An 18,026-nucleotide genomic window follows, 5' to 3' on the forward strand; every position below is an offset into this window, starting at 1 on the left:
CGGCGCCTCTGAGCGCCGTTTTTTGATCCTAACTGGAAAACCCTTTACAGACTTAGCCTCGGCAAGCGGCCGGTAGAAACTCTTTTTCCAAATCTGTTTTATTAGTGCCTACTGCTTGCATACCGTTCACGGGTTCATCGTAACCACAGAGCCAGGCAATCGGGCTGGCAGGACTGCCAACTACGGCTGCAGGTCTAAACGACAGAACCTTACCTTGAAGTGGCGCGGATGCTTTGTTGCCCAGCGTTACGTGGATTGCTCCGGACTCAACAACGACACCCGTGATCCTGTTACCGATCAGAAAGTTAGCGGCCGGCACGCCAGCCGTTTCATTATCCGTAGGAAACTCGAGTTCCTCAACGTAGTAGTTGGTCACATTTTCCCGGATCGTCGCTGCCATACTGAGGGCCTCGACGACCTCACTTCGTTGCACGTAAACCTGATAAGCAGGGAGCGCGACAGACGCAAGAACGCCAATAATTGCAACAACAATCATCAACTCGATTAATGTAAACCCCTTGATTCCATTCATACAATTTCTCCTAAAAAGAATATTGGCGAATAAGCGCTCGCCAAGAAAAAGAAGATCGCCGTTACCACCACAAGTGCAACAAAAACTGAAATGAGCTTCATTTGTTGCTCACTTTTCTCGAGAAGAACACGCATCTGAACCCGGAGCAACGCTTGCATTTCCACCGCAACTGACATCTCTGAAGCCTCAACCTCTTTCAGGTGATTGACCAGTTCCGACGAACGGTTTTCTTCTGGTTCGCCAGCCTCTGAAATCGGGAACTGCAAGATATCCATCACCTTCTTATAAGATGTTCGAATACTCCTGAAAACCAAGTATTTAAAGACGAACCCATTTTCGATCCCCAGATCAAACCTGAACAACTTTCTCAGGTTATGCCCGATCACTAATGACGCGATAAGTAGTATTGAAACAACAAGCACAATATAGCCCCAGTAATCTTGATACCAGCCTAGATGACGGGGAACCGAAAGCTCAAAATCATTGAACGCGTTTAAGAATGTCGGAGCAACCTTCACTTGGTAGATCCCTACGACGATATAGAAAATAAAGGTAACATAGCTCAAATAAGCGACCACTCGCTTAAACCGTATTGGCTCTTCGAACTTTTCAACGAGATCAAATTCTTGATAGATGTTTAGGGTCGCAAGCGCTCGTTCTTTACTATCGATTAATGCAACCTTATCGAGTATCTTCTTTGGCAGTGAACGCCGATGAAGCGGATCACCGTAATACGCACAGGACTCGCTTTTCTCCACTCTGCCAATACAATCAGAAACTGTTTCGTCCTCCCTGATTCCCGCAGCCACTTTCCGGCAGATGTACCCAAACCTTTCCCAAGTCATTAAAAGAACGCTCCTTGATATTAAATAGATTGTCTTGTGCAGCGGATGAGAGACCAAGCCCCTGCTTTCTGCAACCGGATCTATAATGCCATACCTGTACTACGCATAAAGGAGAATAAAAATCGAAAGTTAATGCTCAGGACGACAACGGCTTAGTGAAGTACAACGCGACATCGTCACCCATCACCACCGAGTCGCCATAGGTCAGAAACACACCGGCGACCGAGATGCCGCGCTTATCAGGAATGTAGCCGCGACGACAATACAATGCCTGAGCCGGACCATAATCGGCGATCAATCCAACGCCAATGCCAACCACTTCATGTGTACGCGCCACCACCGATTCAGCATGATCCAGTAGCTGCGTTGCGATGCCCTGCTGTTGAAATCGCTTTAAAACGTTTAAGTCCATAATTTCCGGAACCCCTTGCTCATAAAAAGGCGCATAGGGTGATGCCCACTTGACCGTCACATAACCAGCGACTTGGCCCTCGACTAACGCTACCCAGCAATCCCGCTCGCCGGCATTTTGCTCGATCACGTATTGTCGGTACTGCTGCTCTGGCTTGCGCCAGCTTTGTTGCGCAAAGGCATCCGCGAGGATGGCACAATGCTCAAAGGATAGAGGTTCAATCGTCAGGTCCATCTGCAGAGCCCTTTTAAAAGTGTACGTCTGGCACAACATGCGTGAGCCAGACGTTGATTACCGGAGTTCCATCCGGGGATCAGTCGTGGGGGTTTTGCAAAAACTGCTTTGCATCCCCGCCAATCGTATACCAGTCGGGCTTATCGGCCACAAACTCGTGAAACGTTAACGGGACACCCAAGTCGACATCCAGACAGTGAGCGTTAATCGGAAACGACGGTTGGTCGGACAGTACTTCGCCCAATGCCGTCCCACAAGCTGAGCAAAAATAACGGTCCAGTTCGTAAGGCGGTGCAGGTTTATAATGGTGAATCAAATCTTGGCCAGCCGTAAGTCGAAACGACTCAGCCTTGACGAACGCTAATGCACTGGCACCGAGTTTACGGCAACGGCTGCAATGGCACATACCCACCAGGGTTGGCTTTTCGCTGAGTTCGAACGTAACTGCGCCGCAGCAACAACTTCCTGTCATCATGGTTTGAGTTCCTTTTTAGCGATAGGGGGTCTAGTGTCCTGAGTCAGAAGTTCGCCTGGTTTCAGAGCTCATGGAAAGGTCGAATATAAGGCGCACTTCGCAGGAAATATTTTGATCTTTTCAAGCAGCGCAACATTACACAAAGACTGTATGCATATCCAGACCTGTCAAAAAAACCATTAACGACTTTCAATCGAAACGATGTCAGCTTTCCAGTACAGCTGCGTCGAATCGTTAATCCGCCAGCCTACGTGACCTGACATGGGAATCAGTACGTCGTTATGATGTTTATAGTTCCATAATTGCCCTTGCCAAGGCGTCAGGATCAAACGGCCATCCACATCGCGATAACGTGTCGCATCCATTTGCGTGATCAGACCCGTATCGTCAAAGGTAAACACTACAGAAACAGACGTATCATCATCCGTTAAGGTCGCTCTGGCCTGCGACGCATTGATGCCCTGCCAACGAAGAGAGGCGCTGGGCAACAGCCGATACGGATACCAGGGGGCTTCGGCCAGGTATCGCATCAACTCGCCTTCGTTTAACTCATCACTCGCTGAGGCCGACATGACCGGGATCCCACCAAACAATCGGGCTCTCAGCAGCCCTTGCCCATCCACATAGGCATCGTGAACATGAGCCGTCATCAGCGGTGCCATCGTAATCCTTGCATCCCAGACGAACCCGGCTCCCTGAATCTGGATGGTCTGTTCTGATGCCATCGGTCGCCAATTAGGTTGCGCATCGGATCCCATGTTGAACTCACCCTCATGACGGATGACCACCTGCTCGGGCCACGGCGCGTTGCGCTTCAGCACCATCGAAAAATACCGTTGAACGGGCTCCGGCAACGCCGTAAAAGACGGGGAATCATCCACTATGGCCGGGCTGTTTTCATTCGAAGCGCGCATCTGCTCAATCAGCTCGGCCGTCGAAAGTCGCCAGTGCAGTTTCCCACCAAGAATCACCAGCACCACCAGTATCAGCAACCCAAACACAAATGACAGCACTTTCATGACCCCTCCCTGTTTAATCACAAAGGCACTGCCTTAAACCATGAAAGACGAGTGCCCGATCACCCCGCCATTTTTGGACGGACAACTGAGCGATACAATCGCTAATCCATGACAATGCGAACGCGCGACAAGTCTCGGTTGAAAAAAGACCACAGGCACTTGCATTGCGCAGTCAAACTGTTCTCGGCAGACAAAAAAAACGCCGGCATTACGCCGGCGTTTTTTGAAGGGCATTTGCTGAGCTGGATGATGGTTACATCTGCGATTGGATGTAATTTTGCAAACCAACCCGTTTGATCAGACCGAGTTGTTTCTCCAGCCACCAGGCGTGATCCACTTCGGTATCATCCAAGAGCTTCTCGAGGATTTCACGGCTGACAAAATCTTCTTCCTGTTCGCACAGTTTAATCGCCTCGACCAACGCTTGCTGAACTTCGTACTCAACTTTCAGATCGTTCTCCAGCATTTCCGGCACATCTTTGCCAATACGCAGCGGTATCCGGGTGGCCATGTCCGGTGAACCTTCCAGAAACAGCATGCGTTCAATCAACGCCTTGGCATGACCTTTCTCATCATCAAACTCGTGCGCAATGCGCTCATACAGTTTTGAAAGACCCCAGTCCGCGTACATTTCTGAGTGAATGAAATACTGGTCCATCGCGGTGAGTTCGAGTGCCAGCAGACCATTCAATGCGTCAATGACTTTTTGTTTACCTTGCATGGTTCTGCTCCTTAATCGTCGTCGTGCATCTGCGATTGCAGATAATTCTGAATGCCGGTTTTATCGATCAGGTATTCCTGCGCTTCAAGCCAATCGACATGCTCTTCTTCATCGGCCAGCAAGTCTTCCAGAATGTCGCGCGTGACGAAATCACCGGCCTTTTCACAAGCGGCTATGGATTCTTTTAACAGCGTGACTTGTTCGAGTTCAAGCTTGAGGTCGCTGGCCAGCATTTCCTCGGTGTGTTCACCAATGTTCAGTTTTCCAAGCGCCTGTAAGTTTGGCAGCCCTTCCAGAAACAGAATGCGTTCGATCAAAGCATCCGCCTGTTTCATATCCTTGATGGATTTTTTATAGGCCTTTTCATTGAGGCGTTCCAGCCCCCAGTTTTTAAACATGCGAGCATGCAGAAAGTACTGATTAATCGATGTCAGCTCGACCATCAACACTTTATTGAGATAGGCAATGATGCCGGTATCACCTTGCATAAGGCGGTCCTTGGTTGCGTTGGAGAATTCAGGACACAAACCTAGTTGAACGGCCGATAAAGATCAAAAAAATCAGACGCTTTATTGATTTCTCAAACTTCTTCGTATTTGCCAATGTTTCTCATTCCCAATAGTCCGCTTCGCGCTCACACCATCAGTGCAGAACCGCCGGCCGGGGTTGGTGAACGGACGACAGCAGTGAAGACAGCCAGAACTCCACAACGCAGATGGGGTGCTCTGCAATGTCTTTAAGCGGTCGAACTAACCAGCCAACATTGTCGACGGTGGACAACTGTTTCAGCCGGCGTTCAGCCTGCTCGATAAAGGGAGCCAGGTCAGAAAAGAAACCGGCCTTGCGTAACGCAAACAGCATTTCCATGCCGGTACGAATGTAATGGTCGATATCGTTCTGTTCCGGTGCGGTTTTGTCGAGCGCGATGTCCGCCGCGTCCAAGGCATTGCCATAATACAGCAATGCCGAGTCGTATTGCCGGGTAGACACCAGACGTCGCGCGCGGTCAATCGCCTGAGCAAAAAAACGTTGTCGATGTTCCTCGCTTTTCAGCAACATCTGATGACAGTCATCACATACGAATTTCATGATTCCGGAATCCCCCTTTCACATGTTCAGGAATAACAATGATCAACTTCAAAGCAAAGCAAAATGGTGTTGCCGCGTGGTGACTTTTTCTGGCCGGTAGTGCCAGTATTGCTCAACCGTCTCCGGCGTTAATACGGCATCCGCCGCGCCCACCTGTTGTAAGTGCCCATGGTTCAGGACCCAGACGCCCTGACCATAACGACAGGCCAGATTCAGATCGTGCAGCACCGCCAGTAAGGTAAAGTCTCGGTGCACCCGCAAGTCGTTCAGCGTTTGCATCAACAGATGTTGATGCCCGAGGTCCTGCGCGGACGTAGGTTCATCCAGCAGCAATAAGGGTGGCCGCTCAGCCTGCGACAACTGAACCAACACCCGGGCCAGTTGCACGCGCTGTTTCTCACCACCCGATAGCCGTGTGTAGGGCTGCTCTGCCAGATGACCGACATCGGTATCGTGCATGGCACGCCGAACCAACTGAGCGATCTGACGTTTGCGCATCGATAAAGGAATGGCGCCGATGGCGACAACTTCTTCTGCGGTAAACGGAAAACCAACCTGACTGGATTGCGGCAGCACCCCCAGATGGCGGGCTCGTTCCAGACGATTCCATGCCGTCAGGGGTTTGCCGTGAAAGCAAATCTGCCCGGCCGTTGGCACCGTTTCACCGCTGATGATTTTCAACAGGCTCGACTTGCCCGCACCGTTTGGTCCGAGAACCGCAACCGTGTCGCCCTGGGTCAACACGGCTTCCCGAACATCGAGAATGCAGCGCCCGTTTCGATGCAACGACACATCGTTCAAAGTCAGAATGCTCACAGCAGGTGTCTCCGTTGTTTGATCAATAAAACGGTGAAAAACGGCGCGCCAATCAAAGCGGTCATCAAGCCGACCGGCAGCTCCGCTGGCGCCATCAATATCCGAGCCGCGACATCGGCCATCATCAATAACCCGGCTCCCAGCAGCGCGGACAATGGCAACAGAATCCGATGATCCGGACCGACCAACATGCGCACCAGGTGAGGCACCACCAGACCCAGAAACCCAATGACGCCGGTAATGGATACACTGACACCGACACCAATGGCGGCAACAACAATCATGCGCAGCTTTAACCGCTCCACATCGATCCCCGTGTGTCGGGCTTCAGGCTCACCAATGAGCAAAGCGTTTAACTGACCGGCATCGCGTTGTGCCGCCACCAAGGTGATCACCAACGTCGCCAGCGCCAATCCGGCGAGAGGAAAACTGGCCCCGTTCAGAGTTCCCATTCCCCACAAAGAAAGATCCCGCAGCGTCTGATCATCGGCGATGTAGGTCAGAAATCCGATGGCAGCGCCAGCAAAGGCGGCGATGGCCACGCCGGCCAACAACAGAATGACGACTGACGTTCCCTGAGACGACTGCGCCAATCGATACACCAGCAAGGTGGTCAACAGGCCGCCTAAAAACGCCGCAATGGGCGTGGCTACCGCCGCGACCGACATGGGCAGCAGCACAATGGACAGGGCCGCCCCCAGCCCGGCGCCGGTCGAGACACCAATGATGCCGGGGTCGGCCAATGGGTTACGAAACAGCCCCTGAGTGATCGCACCGCACACACTGAGTAAGGCCCCAATGGCCATCGCCAACAGTGTTCTCGGCATCCTCAGTTCCCAGACCACCGCCTGCTGAAACGACTTCAAACTGGTCAGTGAGCTGCCCCAAATACCATCCCAGATGGCGAGCAGACTCTGACCGGCCGGCAACGTCATGGCGCCGCGCGTTACCGATAAGCCGGCGCTGAGAATCAGCACCACAATCAACGCCGGATAAAGCTGGCTGTGCGAAACGGTTCGTTTCATTCCGAGTCTCCGCCGCTTAATACACGAGTTGACTCAACCGATGCGCCTCACGCACCACACCCAGGCTGACACCGGCCACCATCTTGCCGGCATCAACGGTCAGTATCCGTTGGTTCTGATAGGCGCGCGCGTGCTCAAGTAAGGGATGCTGACTGACTAAATCAGCAGCGGCATCCGCCTGTGAACTTTCACTGCCAACCAGGATGACATCCGGATCCAGCTCCAGCAGCGCTTCCATGGAAACCGTCTTATAGCCGCCGTACTGAGTGATGTTGTCACCGCCGAGTAATTGGATCAGCGCGTCACCGGTGGTCCCTGAACCGGCCTGGGACAATCCCCGCGTACTCATGTTCAACAAAAACACCATACGCGGTTTGGCGTCGCCGGCAGTCTCCTGTATCGCACTGAGCTCACGACGCACCTGCGCCACCATCTCGGCCGCTTCGCTGGTTCGTGACAGCTGCTCACCCAGATCGGCAATGTTCACGATCAGTTCTTCGGCGTTGCTGGCCGCAGGCAACTGCACCAAAGACACCCCGGTTCTCGTCAATGTCTCAACAACGGGAGCCGGTCCCATGTGGGTCGAGCCGATCACCAAGGTTGGCTCGGTACTTAAGACGCCCTCAGCCGATAAGGCCCGATGGTAGCCAAGATCGGGCAGTCCACGCTCACCAACTAAGGACTGGCTGGTGACATCAACCGCTACCAGGGCATCGGCCAAACCGAACCCCATCAGTATTTCTGTGGCATTGGCATCCACGCTGGCAATGCGTGACGTGTCAGTCGGCTCCGCCAATACCGGCAGGCTCAGACTCAGAGACAGAAGGCTGGTCAGGGTCAGGCCGCTTATCGATTTCATGGGTGTACTCTCTTTTTTTTGATGTTGTTGTCGAAAAGAGTACCCGAATTGTCGAACTTTTCAATGAGAATAATTATCGTTTACAAATAAGAATGATTGATGTTAGTGTTTAAAAAGATCAAACGACAGTGATGCATATGACGACCATCGACACCACACAATCAACGACATTACCCGGCGCTCAAGCTGAGTCCCTTCTTAAACAGATCGCCGGTTGGGGACCGGTCACAACCATCGTGATCCACCTCGGCAGCGTGTTTGAGTTTAAAGGACCGTTTCCGGACGGTTCCGTCGGTCACGGGTTTTATAACCTCAACGGTCCGGTACCCGGCTTCCATGGTCACCTGAACCTTGGCGACGTTGATCACATCGCTTTTCAGACCAAGCCACACCGAGGTCGTGAAAGTTACGCGCTGGTGTTCAACAACCGCAATGGCGACACCATTTTTAAAATTTTTCTTGGCCGGGATGACCAGGGTGAGCTGCTCGCTCATCAGAAGGCGGCGTTTTTTGAACTTATGCAAGACGAGAACTCACAATGAAAAACCAGGCACTGGAAAATCGACTGCAAACCGAAATCCGCGATCACATCGCCTCACGGCGAACGCTGCAACTGGCCAGCCTCAGTGAGGAATATGGCCCCTACGCGTCTTATGCACCGTTTGCTTTCGACGATGATGGCTTTTACATCCTGATCAGTGAGATTGCCATACACGGGCGCAATCTGGTTGATCATCCTGATGCGTCGGTGTTGATCATTGAAGATGAAGACACCGCCGCTGAACTGTTCGCCCGTAAGCGCGTCAGTTACCGGGTTCAAGCCGAGCACATCAATGAAGACGATGACCGTTGGCAATCGGGCGTCAACGCATTGAGCGATCGACACGGTGATCGTATTCGGCACCTGTCTGAACTCAGCGATTTCAAACTGTTCCGATTACGCTCTAAAGGCGGCCGATACGTCAAAGGGTTCGGTAAGGCCTACACCCTCGCGGCGGGTTCACTGACCGGGGAAAGCCTGCAGCATCTTCGTGATGGGCACAAACGTAAAGACACCGAACAGCGCGCCGAACCCGTTCGCGCCTGACGATTTCCAATCGCTGCAGACTGACTCTCTCCAGCCTGCAGTTTTTGTACAGTCAGCAACCCGGAGGGTAACAGCGGAAGACAACATTTAAGGATCACGGCCCGATTCAAAATCTGCGGTTCCTGTTCAGGATCTCCAAGTCTCAAGGCGGATTATTCGCAGATTTTAACTTGTTGTTTTTCGTTGTTGCGCAGTCCTCCGGTTGCTGACTCTTTTTCCGGATTCCAGATTATGACGAAGCGAACCCAACGCCAACGCAACACTCTCGTTGCGACCGCAATCACGACCGTACTGATCAGCAGTACCTTGTCAGCCGATGAGACCACGGCACTGCCAACTTTGGTCATCACCGGTACCGGCACTGAAAAAAGCCTGCCGGAGAGCCCGATTCCGATTGAAGTCATTGATCAACAACAAATACGCGAACAGGGAGCCACCCGGCTGGATGATTTGCTGAAGTCCGTACCCGGCCTGCAGCTAATGGACCAACATGGGCAACAGGGGCAGACAGTGATGATGCAGGGCATGAACCCGGAGCACGTTCTGATTCTGATTGACGGTGTTCCGACACGCCAGACCAATAGCGAGTTTAATGTCGAACGTATTGATCTCAGCCGGATTCAACGCGTGGAAATCGTGCCGGGCAACTCATCATCACTGTACGGGTCCAGCGCTATGGGCGGCGTGATCAACCTGATCACCAACGACGAGAAAACGCCCTATCTGTCATCAGAAATCGGCGCCACACAAACCGAATCCGATACGACGAAGGGGCCGACCGAACTTAACGCGAACGTGCAGACCGGCTATGCACTCGGTGACGGCTTTGCCGAACAGGGGTTATCACTGACCCGTTACAGTGGCGTTGATATTAACCCGGATCGCTACGGTGCCAACCTCGCCTCCGGCTACCGATGGACACTCAGCGGGGATTACCAATGGGAAGACTTTCAATCCAACCTGACGTGGATGGGCGGACGCCTCGAGCGTCCATACTTGCAGATTAAAGCCAATAACGAATTTAAAAGAATCAAAACTGAAAACAGCGATGAACTGTCGGCTTCTCTGCGACGAAGTACCACGACCAGCGAACAGATCATTCAGGTCGACGGTGATCGCTACGACACCCGACAAGCCGTTGTCGGAGCCGATGATTATTACGATCTGACGCGTCAAGCGATCAGCCTTGCGCCTCGTCTGAGTCATCAACAGACGCTGTTTACCGATCATCATGACCTGACTCTGGGCTTGGTTGCTTCAATGGAGTTTCTCGAACAGACAAAAACCGAACAGGGTGAAACCACAAACGAAATCAGTCGCAAACACCGCAGCGCGCTGGAAGTCTTTGCTCAGGACGACTGGTACACCACCGACTCACTGGAAACGATCACCGGGTTACGTGCGCAATGGGACAGTGATTTCGGCTTTTTCCTGTCACCAAAACTGGCGCTGCGCTGGGACCTGCAAAACAGCCACAACATGGGAACATACCTGCGTGCGTCGACTGGACTGGGCTACCGGGTTCCTGATCTGAAAGAACGGCACTACCGGTTCGATCATGAACAGTACGGTTATGAACTCATCGGTTCGCCCGAACTGGAGCCTGAAACCGCTCTGGGCAGCCAGATCGAACTGGGCGGACACTTCAGCGTTGCTGCGCAGAAGGCTAACTGGTCCGTGACCGCCTTTCGCCAGGATGTCCGCAATCTCATCGATACAGAGTTGAACGAAGATATCGACAACGGTATCGACACCTTTCAATACACCAATCTTGGACAGGCACGGATCCAGGGTGTGGAAACCCAAATGAACCTGCTACTGTCGCTTGGTTCATGGAACTTGAACAATCGCCTGTCGGCTCAGGTTCTGGAAGCACGTGACACCTCGAACGACCAGGACCTGATCAACCGTCCGGACTTGTCGGTGCAGTTTTCCCAAAAACTGTCATTGCCGAACTGGCACGACACAGTGCTTAGTCATCAGGTCCGCTACGTCGGTGAACAGATACTCGGTGGCGAATCACGTCCGGTCGCATCCCCTTATCTGTTGGTGGATCTGGCCGCACAATTCTCAATAACGGATCACTGGCGGCTGCACCTGTCCGTGGACAACCTGACCAATAACCATAACAACGAACAAGACGACGATGCCCGACCGGTGCTGGGCCGAACCTGGTCGATGGCCATTCGCTACCAATAACTGACTGGAGAAAAAAATGAAGGTGACCCCAACTCTGAAACTGGCAACACTGCTGGTTGCCACACTACCTATTTCGGCCTGCCTGGATACCAGCGCAGACAATACTGACGATCCTAACGTCAATGAGGTTATCGATGAAAACACGACACGCATAACTATTGATGCCAGCAGCCATACTCAATGGAACTATCTTGACTTGGCACAGGGCACCCTCGTTGATGAATCCGACACCTGGCACCTGGCATTGCAGCGTTACAATGTCATTCTGCATCCGGATGCAGAGGCCGCCATAGTCGCCGAACAAGCCGATTTCTACACCGGCGAAAACGCCAATACCTCGATCTTTATCAACAGTACGGCCAGCTCTGAACTGGATCATCTGATTGATGCGACGTTACCAGCAGAAGATGATTTCGCAGCAGCGAATGATGAGTTTGCTATTTCAAACGGACTGATGGACGTTGATGCCTTCCTGTTTTATGACATGACAACCCATGGGGTTTACGCCAACGATGACAATCTTTATGTGGTGCAATCTAACACCGGGAATGCGTACGCCAAACTGACCGCAACGCAAATCATTGATCCCGAAAAAACCTATGCAGATGCCGATGCTTATGACGAAGCGGTGTTTCAGCTTGAGATCGCCGCAAATGGAAGTGCTGCGTTTGGTGAGCCGGTAACCTGGTCAATCAGTACGCCGCAAGGCGTTGGTGAAGGGTGTTTTGATATTGAAACGCAAACCAGCATTGACTGTACTGACGCGGCCTGGGACATCAAATACAGCAATACCGGGACGGGTCGCGGTCAGTTAAATCCGACTCTGCGATTGAACAGCGGTACATCGGGTGCCGGCGCCGCCGGCGTGGCCGGTCCGTTTGATAATGCCGATAGCGCCCAGATCGTCAACCCGATTCAGGACGTTGCGAACGACGATTTTGACCTAACGCCCCATCACTATAAATACAATGTGGATGGTCAGTCCTCCGTCTTCAGCGAGTTTCCATGGCAAGCCTATGGCGTGAATGGCGGGCACAACATCTGGCCGAACTATCGCGTATACGCGGTCCGGGACGCCGATGAGACTTACTATGTTCAGTTCATCAACTACTACAATGAAGCGGCCGTCAGTGGGCATGTGACACTGCGGTATCTGCAGGCACCCTGATCAAAAAACACGGCCTGCGGGCCGTTCAATATTCAGGTTCATCAAAATGCCGCAGATGAACCTGATTCTTACCCGCGCGCTTGCTGTCATAGAGCGCCAGGTCGGCGGTGCGCATCAATCGGGAAAAACCAACACCGGTCGTTGTTGTGTGAAAGCTGATACCAATGCTGACACTTAAGCCCTGATATCGATCATCAATAATCAGCTGATTGACCCGATTCAGAATGGATTCGGCCAGTTCCTGAACTTCCGCTTCAGTCTGCAAAAACAGGATCAGCGCAAACTCATCGCCACCCAGTCGAGCCGCCAGATCATCTGACCGAATGGCCGTTCGAATAATGTCGGCAACCCGCTTCAGGGCCTCATCACCGGCCTGATGACCCAGCGTGTCGTTCAACGGTTTGAAATTATCCAGATCCAGAAACAGCATCGCCACACCGTGACGAGCGTGCGGTGCCCGAAGCTCAAACTGATGTTCCAACTCTTCTCGATTCAACAATCCGACCAATGCATCATGGGTCGCCCGATAGCTCATTTCATAGGTCAGCTCGATGTTTTCCATCAGCGACGCACGCGTACGAGCAGCGGACCGATCCATTACAATCAGGAACAGAATCATCAGAACCGCCAGAATGGTGTAATCAGTGTTAGACGATGCAAAAAAGAACCCGATCGAAGGAATCACAATGCTCAGAGAGAATAATCGGAAGGTCCAACTGTCGACCCCATGAGTGCCGGCCGCTGCGGCCGGCATCCCAATCAGGACAAACACGATCAGCGATTGCATGAAATCGGAAGCGGTATCAAAAAACAGCAGAGGCAATGTGCCGAAGATAAGGCCAGACATCAGCGTCAATCCCCGATAGCCTTTCAGCCAACTCTCTCGCTGGACAGAACTGTTGGCATGCTTCAGTCGGAAAAAATGCAGAAGCCGCACAATCGCCAATAAGATCGCACTGACACTCCAACCAATCAGAATCGGCGACGACATGAAGTCGTGACGATTAAGGATGGTAAACATCAGCACCACCAACAGGCTGGGCACGATGGACTGCAAAGCATTTTGAGCCAGAAACTGTACAACGCGCTGCAGAATCCAGCTGTCTTTCGAATCGATATCCAGGTTCAGAGTTGTCGGCATCGGGTCCACTTAAAAAAACAGGTAACGGTGCAGTGTCGGCCCTTTCCGCGACATACTGCACTGGGTCAACCATTGAGCATAGTGCGATTTTGTAACCTGTCGACTGATCTCAGGCATGTGTCAGTGGATTAAACTGTTGCCGGAACTGTCTCGGCGTCATCGACTTCACCTGACGAAACTGACGATTAAAGTTCGACAGGTTCTGAAAGCCCACCTGCTCAGCGATTAGCGCCACCGGCGTCTCACTGTTCACGAGATACTCACAGGCCTTACCGATTCGGTATTGTTTCAGGTGTTCACTGAAGCTTTCGCGAAAGTGGCGCTCAAACAGGCGTCGGAGAGTACTTGGGCTGAGATTCAACGCCCGGCTGACGTCATCTATCGCCAGGGGTTCGTGGTAATGTTGCTCGATGTAGTTCATCAATCGCCGTATGCGACCAGCTTGAATACGATCACCATCGGTGACCGATCCGGGTGCCAGATTTGGGTTCAGCGCCTGCCACTCGGCACTGTCAGCCAACATCGCCAGTGTCATCAGCACTTCCAGTGTGCGCTGAGCCTCCGGCAAGGTGCTCAGGCGTTCGAGTCGGCTATGAACCTGCTCGCCCAGATCCGTCGGAAATGACACCCCTTGCCCGGCACGTACCAACAACTCGCCAACCCGCTGCAATGAGGGCATGGCGGTCAGAATCTGTTGAATCCAGTCTTGCCCGAACCAAAGCACATAGGTGGTCGGCTCCGGTCCGGTGCACTGATCCAGTGTCGCCGTATGCGGCAGATGCGGACCAAACAAGGCCAGACTGTTGTGCTCATAATGGCCGTGATAGTTACCAGCAAACAACTGACCTTCGGTGTGCCGATACAGCACCAGCTCGTACTCCTGATGATAGTGCCACTCGAAATGACTAACCTCACAGAGATAACGCTCAAGGCGAAACTCAAACCGTCGTTCGCGGCTCACTTTTTCTTCAAATGGCTTCATTCTGATAACTTACATTCAGTTCAATGGATATCTTTGATCAGATAGTATCATTTTATGAGGGCTTTTCATCACACAAGACGAGACATCGCCCTACACTTTCGCCTCCTGATTTTTCACCCGAGTTGTTGTTCATGCGTCGCTATGCCTCCATCGCTTTATTGATTTCCACACTCTTTGCTGGTTTGTCTTACGCCTTCCTGTTTCCGTTAACGAGCCTGTACCTTGTGAATGAACTGGGCGCGTCACCACTGGCGATGGGCGTTTTTATGGCGCTGATGATGTGTGCCGGCATGCTCACCTCTACCTGGCTGGGGCGGCGTTCGGACGCGGGCTGGAGCCGGAAAGCGCTGATCTACAGCGGCCAGGCAGGCTTTATTCTGATGCTGCTCAGCCTCATGCTGACCCGAAGCTACGGCTTTGTACTGTTTATGGCCGTCACCGCAATGAGTCTGTCCAGTGTGACATTGCCACAGCTCTTTACGCTTGGACGCCTTCACGCGGATCGAAACCTCGGACGTCAGGCGAACTTCTACATCGCACTGATGCGCGCCGCCATCGCCATTGCCTGGGTCGTTGGCCCACCGTCGGCCTTTATTCTTCACGGTCTGTTTGGTTTTACCGGAGCATTTTCTGCAGCTTTGATCGCGAGCGCTTCAGTGATTGTGATGCTGTTAGGTGTTCCGGAACAACCCAGGTCTGAGCGTACCGATCATGATGACCCGGCGGCCCCATCGGCGCATTGGATTCACAACCGGGCGCTGGTGCTGTTTCTGCTCGCCACCTTCAGCATGTTTGCAGCATCGAACATGTACCTGATCTCCATTCCCCTCTATGTCACCAATGAACTGTCTTTAAGTGCACAATGGGTTGGCAACCTGATGGGACTGGCCGCTTTCATTGAAGTGCCCGTGATGATTCTGGCCGGTATTTACGGGTCCCGCCTCGGTATGCACCGTTTGATGGTGATCGGCGTCGCCGCCGGCTGTCTCTTTTTTGCCGGCCTGACCCAAACGGACAACATTCTGGTGTTGGTGTTACTGCAACTGTTAAATGGCCTGTTTGTCGGCATTACAGCATCCATTGGCATCGTCCTGGTGCAAGACCTGATGAAGCGCTCCATTGGACTGGCAACCACTCTGTTTAATAATGCTCAACAGGCGGCCATGCTATTGGGGAACTTTGCCGCCGGTGCGATTGCGCAATGGTTCAGCTTTGGCAGCACCTTTCTCGTAGCATTGGCACTGGGGATCATCAGCCTGGTACTGCTGATCGCGATGGGACGTCATCAACAATCGTCGGTGATCCCGCTGACTGAACCCAGCCACTGAACCATTCAGTCCCGGTTCAGTCAGGTTGTTCTACACTGCACGGACTGACGACTGGAGAACTGAATGACTGCGCTTCGATTTTTCGCCAACCTGATTCCGGTGCTGGTTCTTGCCGCCTGCACAAGTCACCCACCGAGCGTGGAGGACGACCAAGCCGACCACTGGGTCGGCCGATACCAGGGCACTCTGACCTGTCCGGACTGCGCAAACACTCTGTCGGAAATTCAGCTTTATCCTGAAGGTTCTAAGTCCGGACAGGGGCCGGTCCGGTTAACGGAGCAAGACGTCACCGGTTCACTGAGCGTCAGTGTCGGCGAATATCAGTGGGCACGAAACAACCAAACGATTGAGCTTGAGTTTGCTGATCGTGATGACATCGAGCTTCTGGTTTCAGCGCAGCAACTTCTGCCCGCCAATCAAGATGCAGAACCGACAGTGAGCGTCCCGGGCACGCCGACTCAACTGACTCAGCTGTCAGGGTTCAGTCGACTCACCGGTGAGTTAATGCCACTGAACTGGACCATCACTCACCTGAATGGGCAGCCGCTTGAGGCAGTGCCATCTGAGCAACCGCCCTTCCTGCATTTTGAATCGACGCAAATCGTTTCGGGTTTTGCCGGTTGCAACTCGATACGCGGACGTTTGCTGGTGTCTGGTAATCGCCTGCAGATCGAATCGTTGGTCAGTACCCGTAAAGCCTGCCTGCCGATGACCCAGGAGTCCGACGTTCTGGATGCATTAAACCGGGTTCATCGCTTTCGCTTGCAAACACAAGACACTCTGCTGTTGTTCGACGATGCGGGCTCTTTACTGCTGTCGCTGACGGCCAGCCGCTAACAGCGTTGATCACGATGGTACATGCAGTAAGTTTGCGCTCAACCTGATTGATCGAGTGCCAGCACAACCTCGTTATGCAATCGAGTAATCGCACCACGGTCACTAAAGATGTCGGTCGCCCGTTCTTTTTTTGCTATCACGGCGGCGTCCTTTTTTGACACCAGTTCGCCATGTCTGGCGAACACATAGCAACGCATCAGGCACTGAGCATAAGCCTCGGATTCTGGAAAATGTTCAGCGAACCACGCAAGACATTCAATCATCGCCTGTGCAATTTGCTCAGACGTGATCGCAGGGAACACCCGCTCGGGCGGCATTTTCCCCAGCAGCGGAAGTGCACGAGTCCGACCGATGGCAATGTCGAGTACAAACCAATGAGATGGATCCTCACCCGCATCCATACTGACGTGATCGTCAATTGTCGGACCCGTATTCAGGTTAAGTCGATACGGGCTGGACGGTACCGACATCAGTTGTTTACGCGTATGTAAAACAAACTCAAGTTTGGTCGCCGGACAGGGATGATTTCGGTGCAGCAATGCTTCCACCAACGGCGCAAGCTGCTCATCACTGACCGAAGGTTCTATGACCGCTTGAATATCGAGATCGCTAACGCCCGGCACATACTGCCCATAACTGGCTGAGCCGAACAGGTAGACGCCAACAAGTTGCGTCGGAAACACCGCTTCGACCTTCAAAGCGGTATTTCGCACGTAGACTCTTTCAGCTGGAGGCAACTTGGCGAGTATCGCGGTGGTCGTGATCATAAGGCAACAGGGTTCAGTTGATGAACAGCAGTTAGCCACGATTCATGGTGAAACTCAATCACGCGTGCGGAGAGCAGGTAGCGCCATTAACGCTCTGAAACTTCTCTCAGAAGGTGTCGGCTCAGTGTCAACAAATGCCGGTAGCGCACCACCAGCCACAGCGCCAGCACCGGATTCCCCAGCAATGGCGTTGCTAGGGTGATCAACCAGCGAACCCAAGCTTTCGGCTCCAGGAACCAGACCAGAGCGATGCCGACAAAAAAGCCGGCATATAGATCGATCAGTGAGATTCGCCCCCAAACCATATCCATCATGGCTGCACCCTGAGCCGAGAACTCCGGATACGGATTGCCAAACACCAGGATACCCACCAGCCAGAGCGACAAGCCTACGCCCAGACCTGCAAACAACAGCCGAAACCCCATCGGTTTCTCCTCGTCAAAAACTCACCAGCGATTTACGAGGACTGAGGTTAATCAGATGCCAATAC

The 18,026-nt window shown here is 52.7% G+C and carries 21 protein-coding genes; 6 read left to right on the forward strand and 15 right to left on the reverse strand.

Features of this window, described 5'->3' with window-relative positions; genetic code table 11:
- Positions 1–52 precede the first annotated feature (52 nt).
- The 11 genes from MED297_RS18335 to MED297_RS18385 form a co-directional block, all read right to left on the reverse strand.
- Positions 53–532: a pilin gene (locus MED297_RS18335; protein WP_008047608.1), complete on the reverse strand. Its 480-nt coding sequence runs from the start codon at positions 530–532 to the stop codon at positions 53–55.
- The gene (locus MED297_RS18340) at positions 529–1,377 is read right to left on the reverse strand and encodes a hypothetical protein (RefSeq protein ID WP_008047610.1); all 849 of its coding nucleotides are present in this window, start codon (positions 1,375–1,377) and stop codon (positions 529–531) included. The genes MED297_RS18335 and MED297_RS18340 overlap by 4 nt, the downstream gene beginning before the upstream one ends.
- Before the next feature lie 136 nt (positions 1,378–1,513).
- A complete protein-coding gene (locus MED297_RS18345; RefSeq protein WP_008047611.1) occupies positions 1,514–2,023 on the reverse strand; it encodes a GNAT family N-acetyltransferase in 510 nt (169 codons plus the stop codon).
- A gap of 79 nt (positions 2,024–2,102) precedes the next feature.
- On the reverse strand, positions 2,103–2,498 hold the full coding sequence (locus MED297_RS18350) for a GFA family protein (protein ID WP_008047612.1): 396 nt from the start codon (positions 2,496–2,498) through the stop codon (positions 2,103–2,105).
- A 179-nt stretch (positions 2,499–2,677) separates the two neighbouring features.
- Complete coding sequence (locus MED297_RS18355; RefSeq protein WP_008047614.1) at positions 2,678–3,517, reverse strand: DUF6920 family protein; 840 nt, start codon at positions 3,515–3,517, stop codon at positions 2,678–2,680.
- 253 nt (positions 3,518–3,770) lie between these two features.
- Positions 3,771–4,238, reverse strand: coding sequence for a bacterioferritin (gene bfr, locus MED297_RS18360; RefSeq protein WP_008047618.1), 468 nt, complete (start codon positions 4,236–4,238; stop codon positions 3,771–3,773).
- Between the two features lie 11 nt (positions 4,239–4,249).
- On the reverse strand, positions 4,250–4,726 hold the full coding sequence (gene bfr / locus MED297_RS18365; protein ID WP_008047620.1) for a bacterioferritin: 477 nt from the start codon (positions 4,724–4,726) through the stop codon (positions 4,250–4,252).
- A 154-nt stretch (positions 4,727–4,880) separates the two neighbouring features.
- Complete coding sequence (locus MED297_RS18370) at positions 4,881–5,327, reverse strand: hypothetical protein (RefSeq protein ID WP_008047622.1); 447 nt, start codon at positions 5,325–5,327, stop codon at positions 4,881–4,883.
- Between the two features lie 48 nt (positions 5,328–5,375).
- Complete coding sequence (locus MED297_RS18375; protein WP_008047624.1) at positions 5,376–6,143, reverse strand: heme ABC transporter ATP-binding protein; 768 nt, start codon at positions 6,141–6,143, stop codon at positions 5,376–5,378.
- On the reverse strand, positions 6,140–7,168 hold the full coding sequence (locus tag MED297_RS18380; RefSeq protein ID WP_008047625.1) for a FecCD family ABC transporter permease: 1,029 nt from the start codon (positions 7,166–7,168) through the stop codon (positions 6,140–6,142). The genes MED297_RS18375 and MED297_RS18380 overlap by 4 nt, the downstream gene beginning before the upstream one ends.
- A gap of 16 nt (positions 7,169–7,184) precedes the next feature.
- Entirely contained in the window at positions 7,185–8,027 is an 843-nt protein-coding gene (locus tag MED297_RS18385) for a heme/hemin ABC transporter substrate-binding protein (protein ID WP_008047628.1), read from the reverse strand.
- 137 nt (positions 8,028–8,164) lie between these two features.
- On the opposite strand from MED297_RS18385, the gene hutX reads away from it, so the two are divergent.
- The 4 genes from hutX to MED297_RS18405 all read left to right on the forward strand — a co-directional run bounded on the left by hutX (position 8,165) and on the right by MED297_RS18405 (position 12,481).
- Complete coding sequence (gene hutX, locus MED297_RS18390; RefSeq protein WP_008047630.1) at positions 8,165–8,569, forward strand: heme utilization cystosolic carrier protein HutX; 405 nt, start codon at positions 8,165–8,167, stop codon at positions 8,567–8,569.
- The gene (locus MED297_RS18395) at positions 8,566–9,114 is read left to right on the forward strand and encodes a HugZ family pyridoxamine 5'-phosphate oxidase (RefSeq protein WP_008047632.1); all 549 of its coding nucleotides are present in this window, start codon (positions 8,566–8,568) and stop codon (positions 9,112–9,114) included. The genes hutX and MED297_RS18395 overlap by 4 nt, the downstream gene beginning before the upstream one ends.
- Positions 9,115–9,345: 231 nt before the next feature.
- On the forward strand, positions 9,346–11,313 hold the full coding sequence (locus tag MED297_RS18400; protein WP_008047640.1) for a TonB-dependent receptor plug domain-containing protein: 1,968 nt from the start codon (positions 9,346–9,348) through the stop codon (positions 11,311–11,313).
- 16 nt (positions 11,314–11,329) lie between these two features.
- A complete protein-coding gene (locus MED297_RS18405) occupies positions 11,330–12,481 on the forward strand; it encodes an HmuY family protein (RefSeq protein ID WP_008047641.1) in 1,152 nt (383 codons plus the stop codon).
- Between the two features lie 25 nt (positions 12,482–12,506).
- Here MED297_RS18405 and MED297_RS18410 read toward each other — a convergent pair whose 3' ends face one another.
- Complete coding sequence (locus MED297_RS18410; protein WP_008047643.1) at positions 12,507–13,622, reverse strand: GGDEF domain-containing protein; 1,116 nt, start codon at positions 13,620–13,622, stop codon at positions 12,507–12,509.
- A 109-nt stretch (positions 13,623–13,731) separates the two neighbouring features.
- Entirely contained in the window at positions 13,732–14,604 is an 873-nt protein-coding gene (locus MED297_RS18415) for an AraC family transcriptional regulator (RefSeq protein ID WP_008047647.1), read from the reverse strand.
- Positions 14,605–14,735: 131 nt separating this feature from the next.
- On the opposite strand from MED297_RS18415, the gene MED297_RS18420 reads away from it, so the two are divergent.
- Both MED297_RS18420 and MED297_RS21595 read left to right on the forward strand, forming a co-directional pair.
- Positions 14,736–15,932, forward strand: a complete 1,197-nt coding sequence (locus tag MED297_RS18420) for a sugar efflux transporter (protein ID WP_008047649.1) — start codon at positions 14,736–14,738, stop codon at positions 15,930–15,932.
- A gap of 63 nt (positions 15,933–15,995) precedes the next feature.
- Entirely contained in the window at positions 15,996–16,769 is a 774-nt protein-coding gene (locus MED297_RS21595; protein ID WP_008047652.1) for an META domain-containing protein, read from the forward strand.
- A 38-nt stretch (positions 16,770–16,807) separates the two neighbouring features.
- Here the strand turns inward: MED297_RS21595 and MED297_RS18430 are convergent, their stop codons facing one another.
- Together MED297_RS18430 and MED297_RS18435 are read right to left on the reverse strand one after the other, a co-directional pair.
- Positions 16,808–17,482, reverse strand: a complete 675-nt coding sequence (locus MED297_RS18430; RefSeq protein ID WP_154651002.1) for a hypothetical protein — start codon at positions 17,480–17,482, stop codon at positions 16,808–16,810.
- Between the two features lie 140 nt (positions 17,483–17,622).
- Positions 17,623–17,961: a hypothetical protein gene (locus tag MED297_RS18435; RefSeq protein WP_008047655.1), complete on the reverse strand. Its 339-nt coding sequence runs from the start codon at positions 17,959–17,961 to the stop codon at positions 17,623–17,625.
- Positions 17,962–18,026: the final 65 nt, after the last annotated feature.

The sequence above is a fragment of the Reinekea blandensis MED297 genome (genome assembly GCF_000153185.1).
Lineage (GTDB): Bacteria > Pseudomonadota > Gammaproteobacteria > Pseudomonadales > Natronospirillaceae > Reinekea > Reinekea blandensis.

What these genes read in the sequence shown, in the direction of transcription:
- MED297_RS18335 (WP_008047608.1), bottom strand. Translation starts at nt 532, where the DNA reads ATGAATGGAATCAAGGGGTTTACATTAATCGAGTTGATGATTGTTGTT.
- MED297_RS18340 (WP_008047610.1), bottom strand. Translation starts at nt 1,377, where the DNA reads ATGACTTGGGAAAGGTTTGGGTACATCTGCCGGAAAGTGGCTGCGGGA.
- MED297_RS18345 (WP_008047611.1), bottom strand. Translation starts at nt 2,023, where the DNA reads ATGGACCTGACGATTGAACCTCTATCCTTTGAGCATTGTGCCATCCTC.
- MED297_RS18350 (WP_008047612.1), bottom strand. Translation starts at nt 2,498, where the DNA reads ATGATGACAGGAAGTTGTTGCTGCGGCGCAGTTACGTTCGAACTCAGC.
- MED297_RS18355 (WP_008047614.1), bottom strand. Translation starts at nt 3,517, where the DNA reads ATGAAAGTGCTGTCATTTGTGTTTGGGTTGCTGATACTGGTGGTGCTG.
- bfr (WP_008047618.1), bottom strand. Translation starts at nt 4,238, where the DNA reads ATGCAAGGTAAACAAAAAGTCATTGACGCATTGAATGGTCTGCTGGCA.
- bfr (WP_008047620.1), bottom strand. Translation starts at nt 4,726, where the DNA reads ATGCAAGGTGATACCGGCATCATTGCCTATCTCAATAAAGTGTTGATG.
- MED297_RS18370 (WP_008047622.1), bottom strand. Translation starts at nt 5,327, where the DNA reads ATGAAATTCGTATGTGATGACTGTCATCAGATGTTGCTGAAAAGCGAG.
- MED297_RS18380 (WP_008047625.1), bottom strand. Translation starts at nt 7,168, where the DNA reads ATGAAACGAACCGTTTCGCACAGCCAGCTTTATCCGGCGTTGATTGTG.
- MED297_RS18385 (WP_008047628.1), bottom strand. Translation starts at nt 8,027, where the DNA reads ATGAAATCGATAAGCGGCCTGACCCTGACCAGCCTTCTGTCTCTGAGT.
- hutX (WP_008047630.1), top strand. Translation starts at nt 8,165, where the DNA reads ATGACGACCATCGACACCACACAATCAACGACATTACCCGGCGCTCAA.
- MED297_RS18395 (WP_008047632.1), top strand. Translation starts at nt 8,566, where the DNA reads ATGAAAAACCAGGCACTGGAAAATCGACTGCAAACCGAAATCCGCGAT.
- MED297_RS18400 (WP_008047640.1), top strand. Translation starts at nt 9,346, where the DNA reads ATGACGAAGCGAACCCAACGCCAACGCAACACTCTCGTTGCGACCGCA.
- MED297_RS18405 (WP_008047641.1), top strand. Translation starts at nt 11,330, where the DNA reads ATGAAGGTGACCCCAACTCTGAAACTGGCAACACTGCTGGTTGCCACA.
- MED297_RS18410 (WP_008047643.1), bottom strand. Translation starts at nt 13,622, where the DNA reads ATGCCGACAACTCTGAACCTGGATATCGATTCGAAAGACAGCTGGATT.
- MED297_RS18415 (WP_008047647.1), bottom strand. Translation starts at nt 14,604, where the DNA reads ATGAAGCCATTTGAAGAAAAAGTGAGCCGCGAACGACGGTTTGAGTTT.
- MED297_RS18420 (WP_008047649.1), top strand. Translation starts at nt 14,736, where the DNA reads ATGCGTCGCTATGCCTCCATCGCTTTATTGATTTCCACACTCTTTGCT.
- MED297_RS21595 (WP_008047652.1), top strand. Translation starts at nt 15,996, where the DNA reads ATGACTGCGCTTCGATTTTTCGCCAACCTGATTCCGGTGCTGGTTCTT.
- MED297_RS18435 (WP_008047655.1), bottom strand. Translation starts at nt 17,961, where the DNA reads ATGGGGTTTCGGCTGTTGTTTGCAGGTCTGGGCGTAGGCTTGTCGCTC.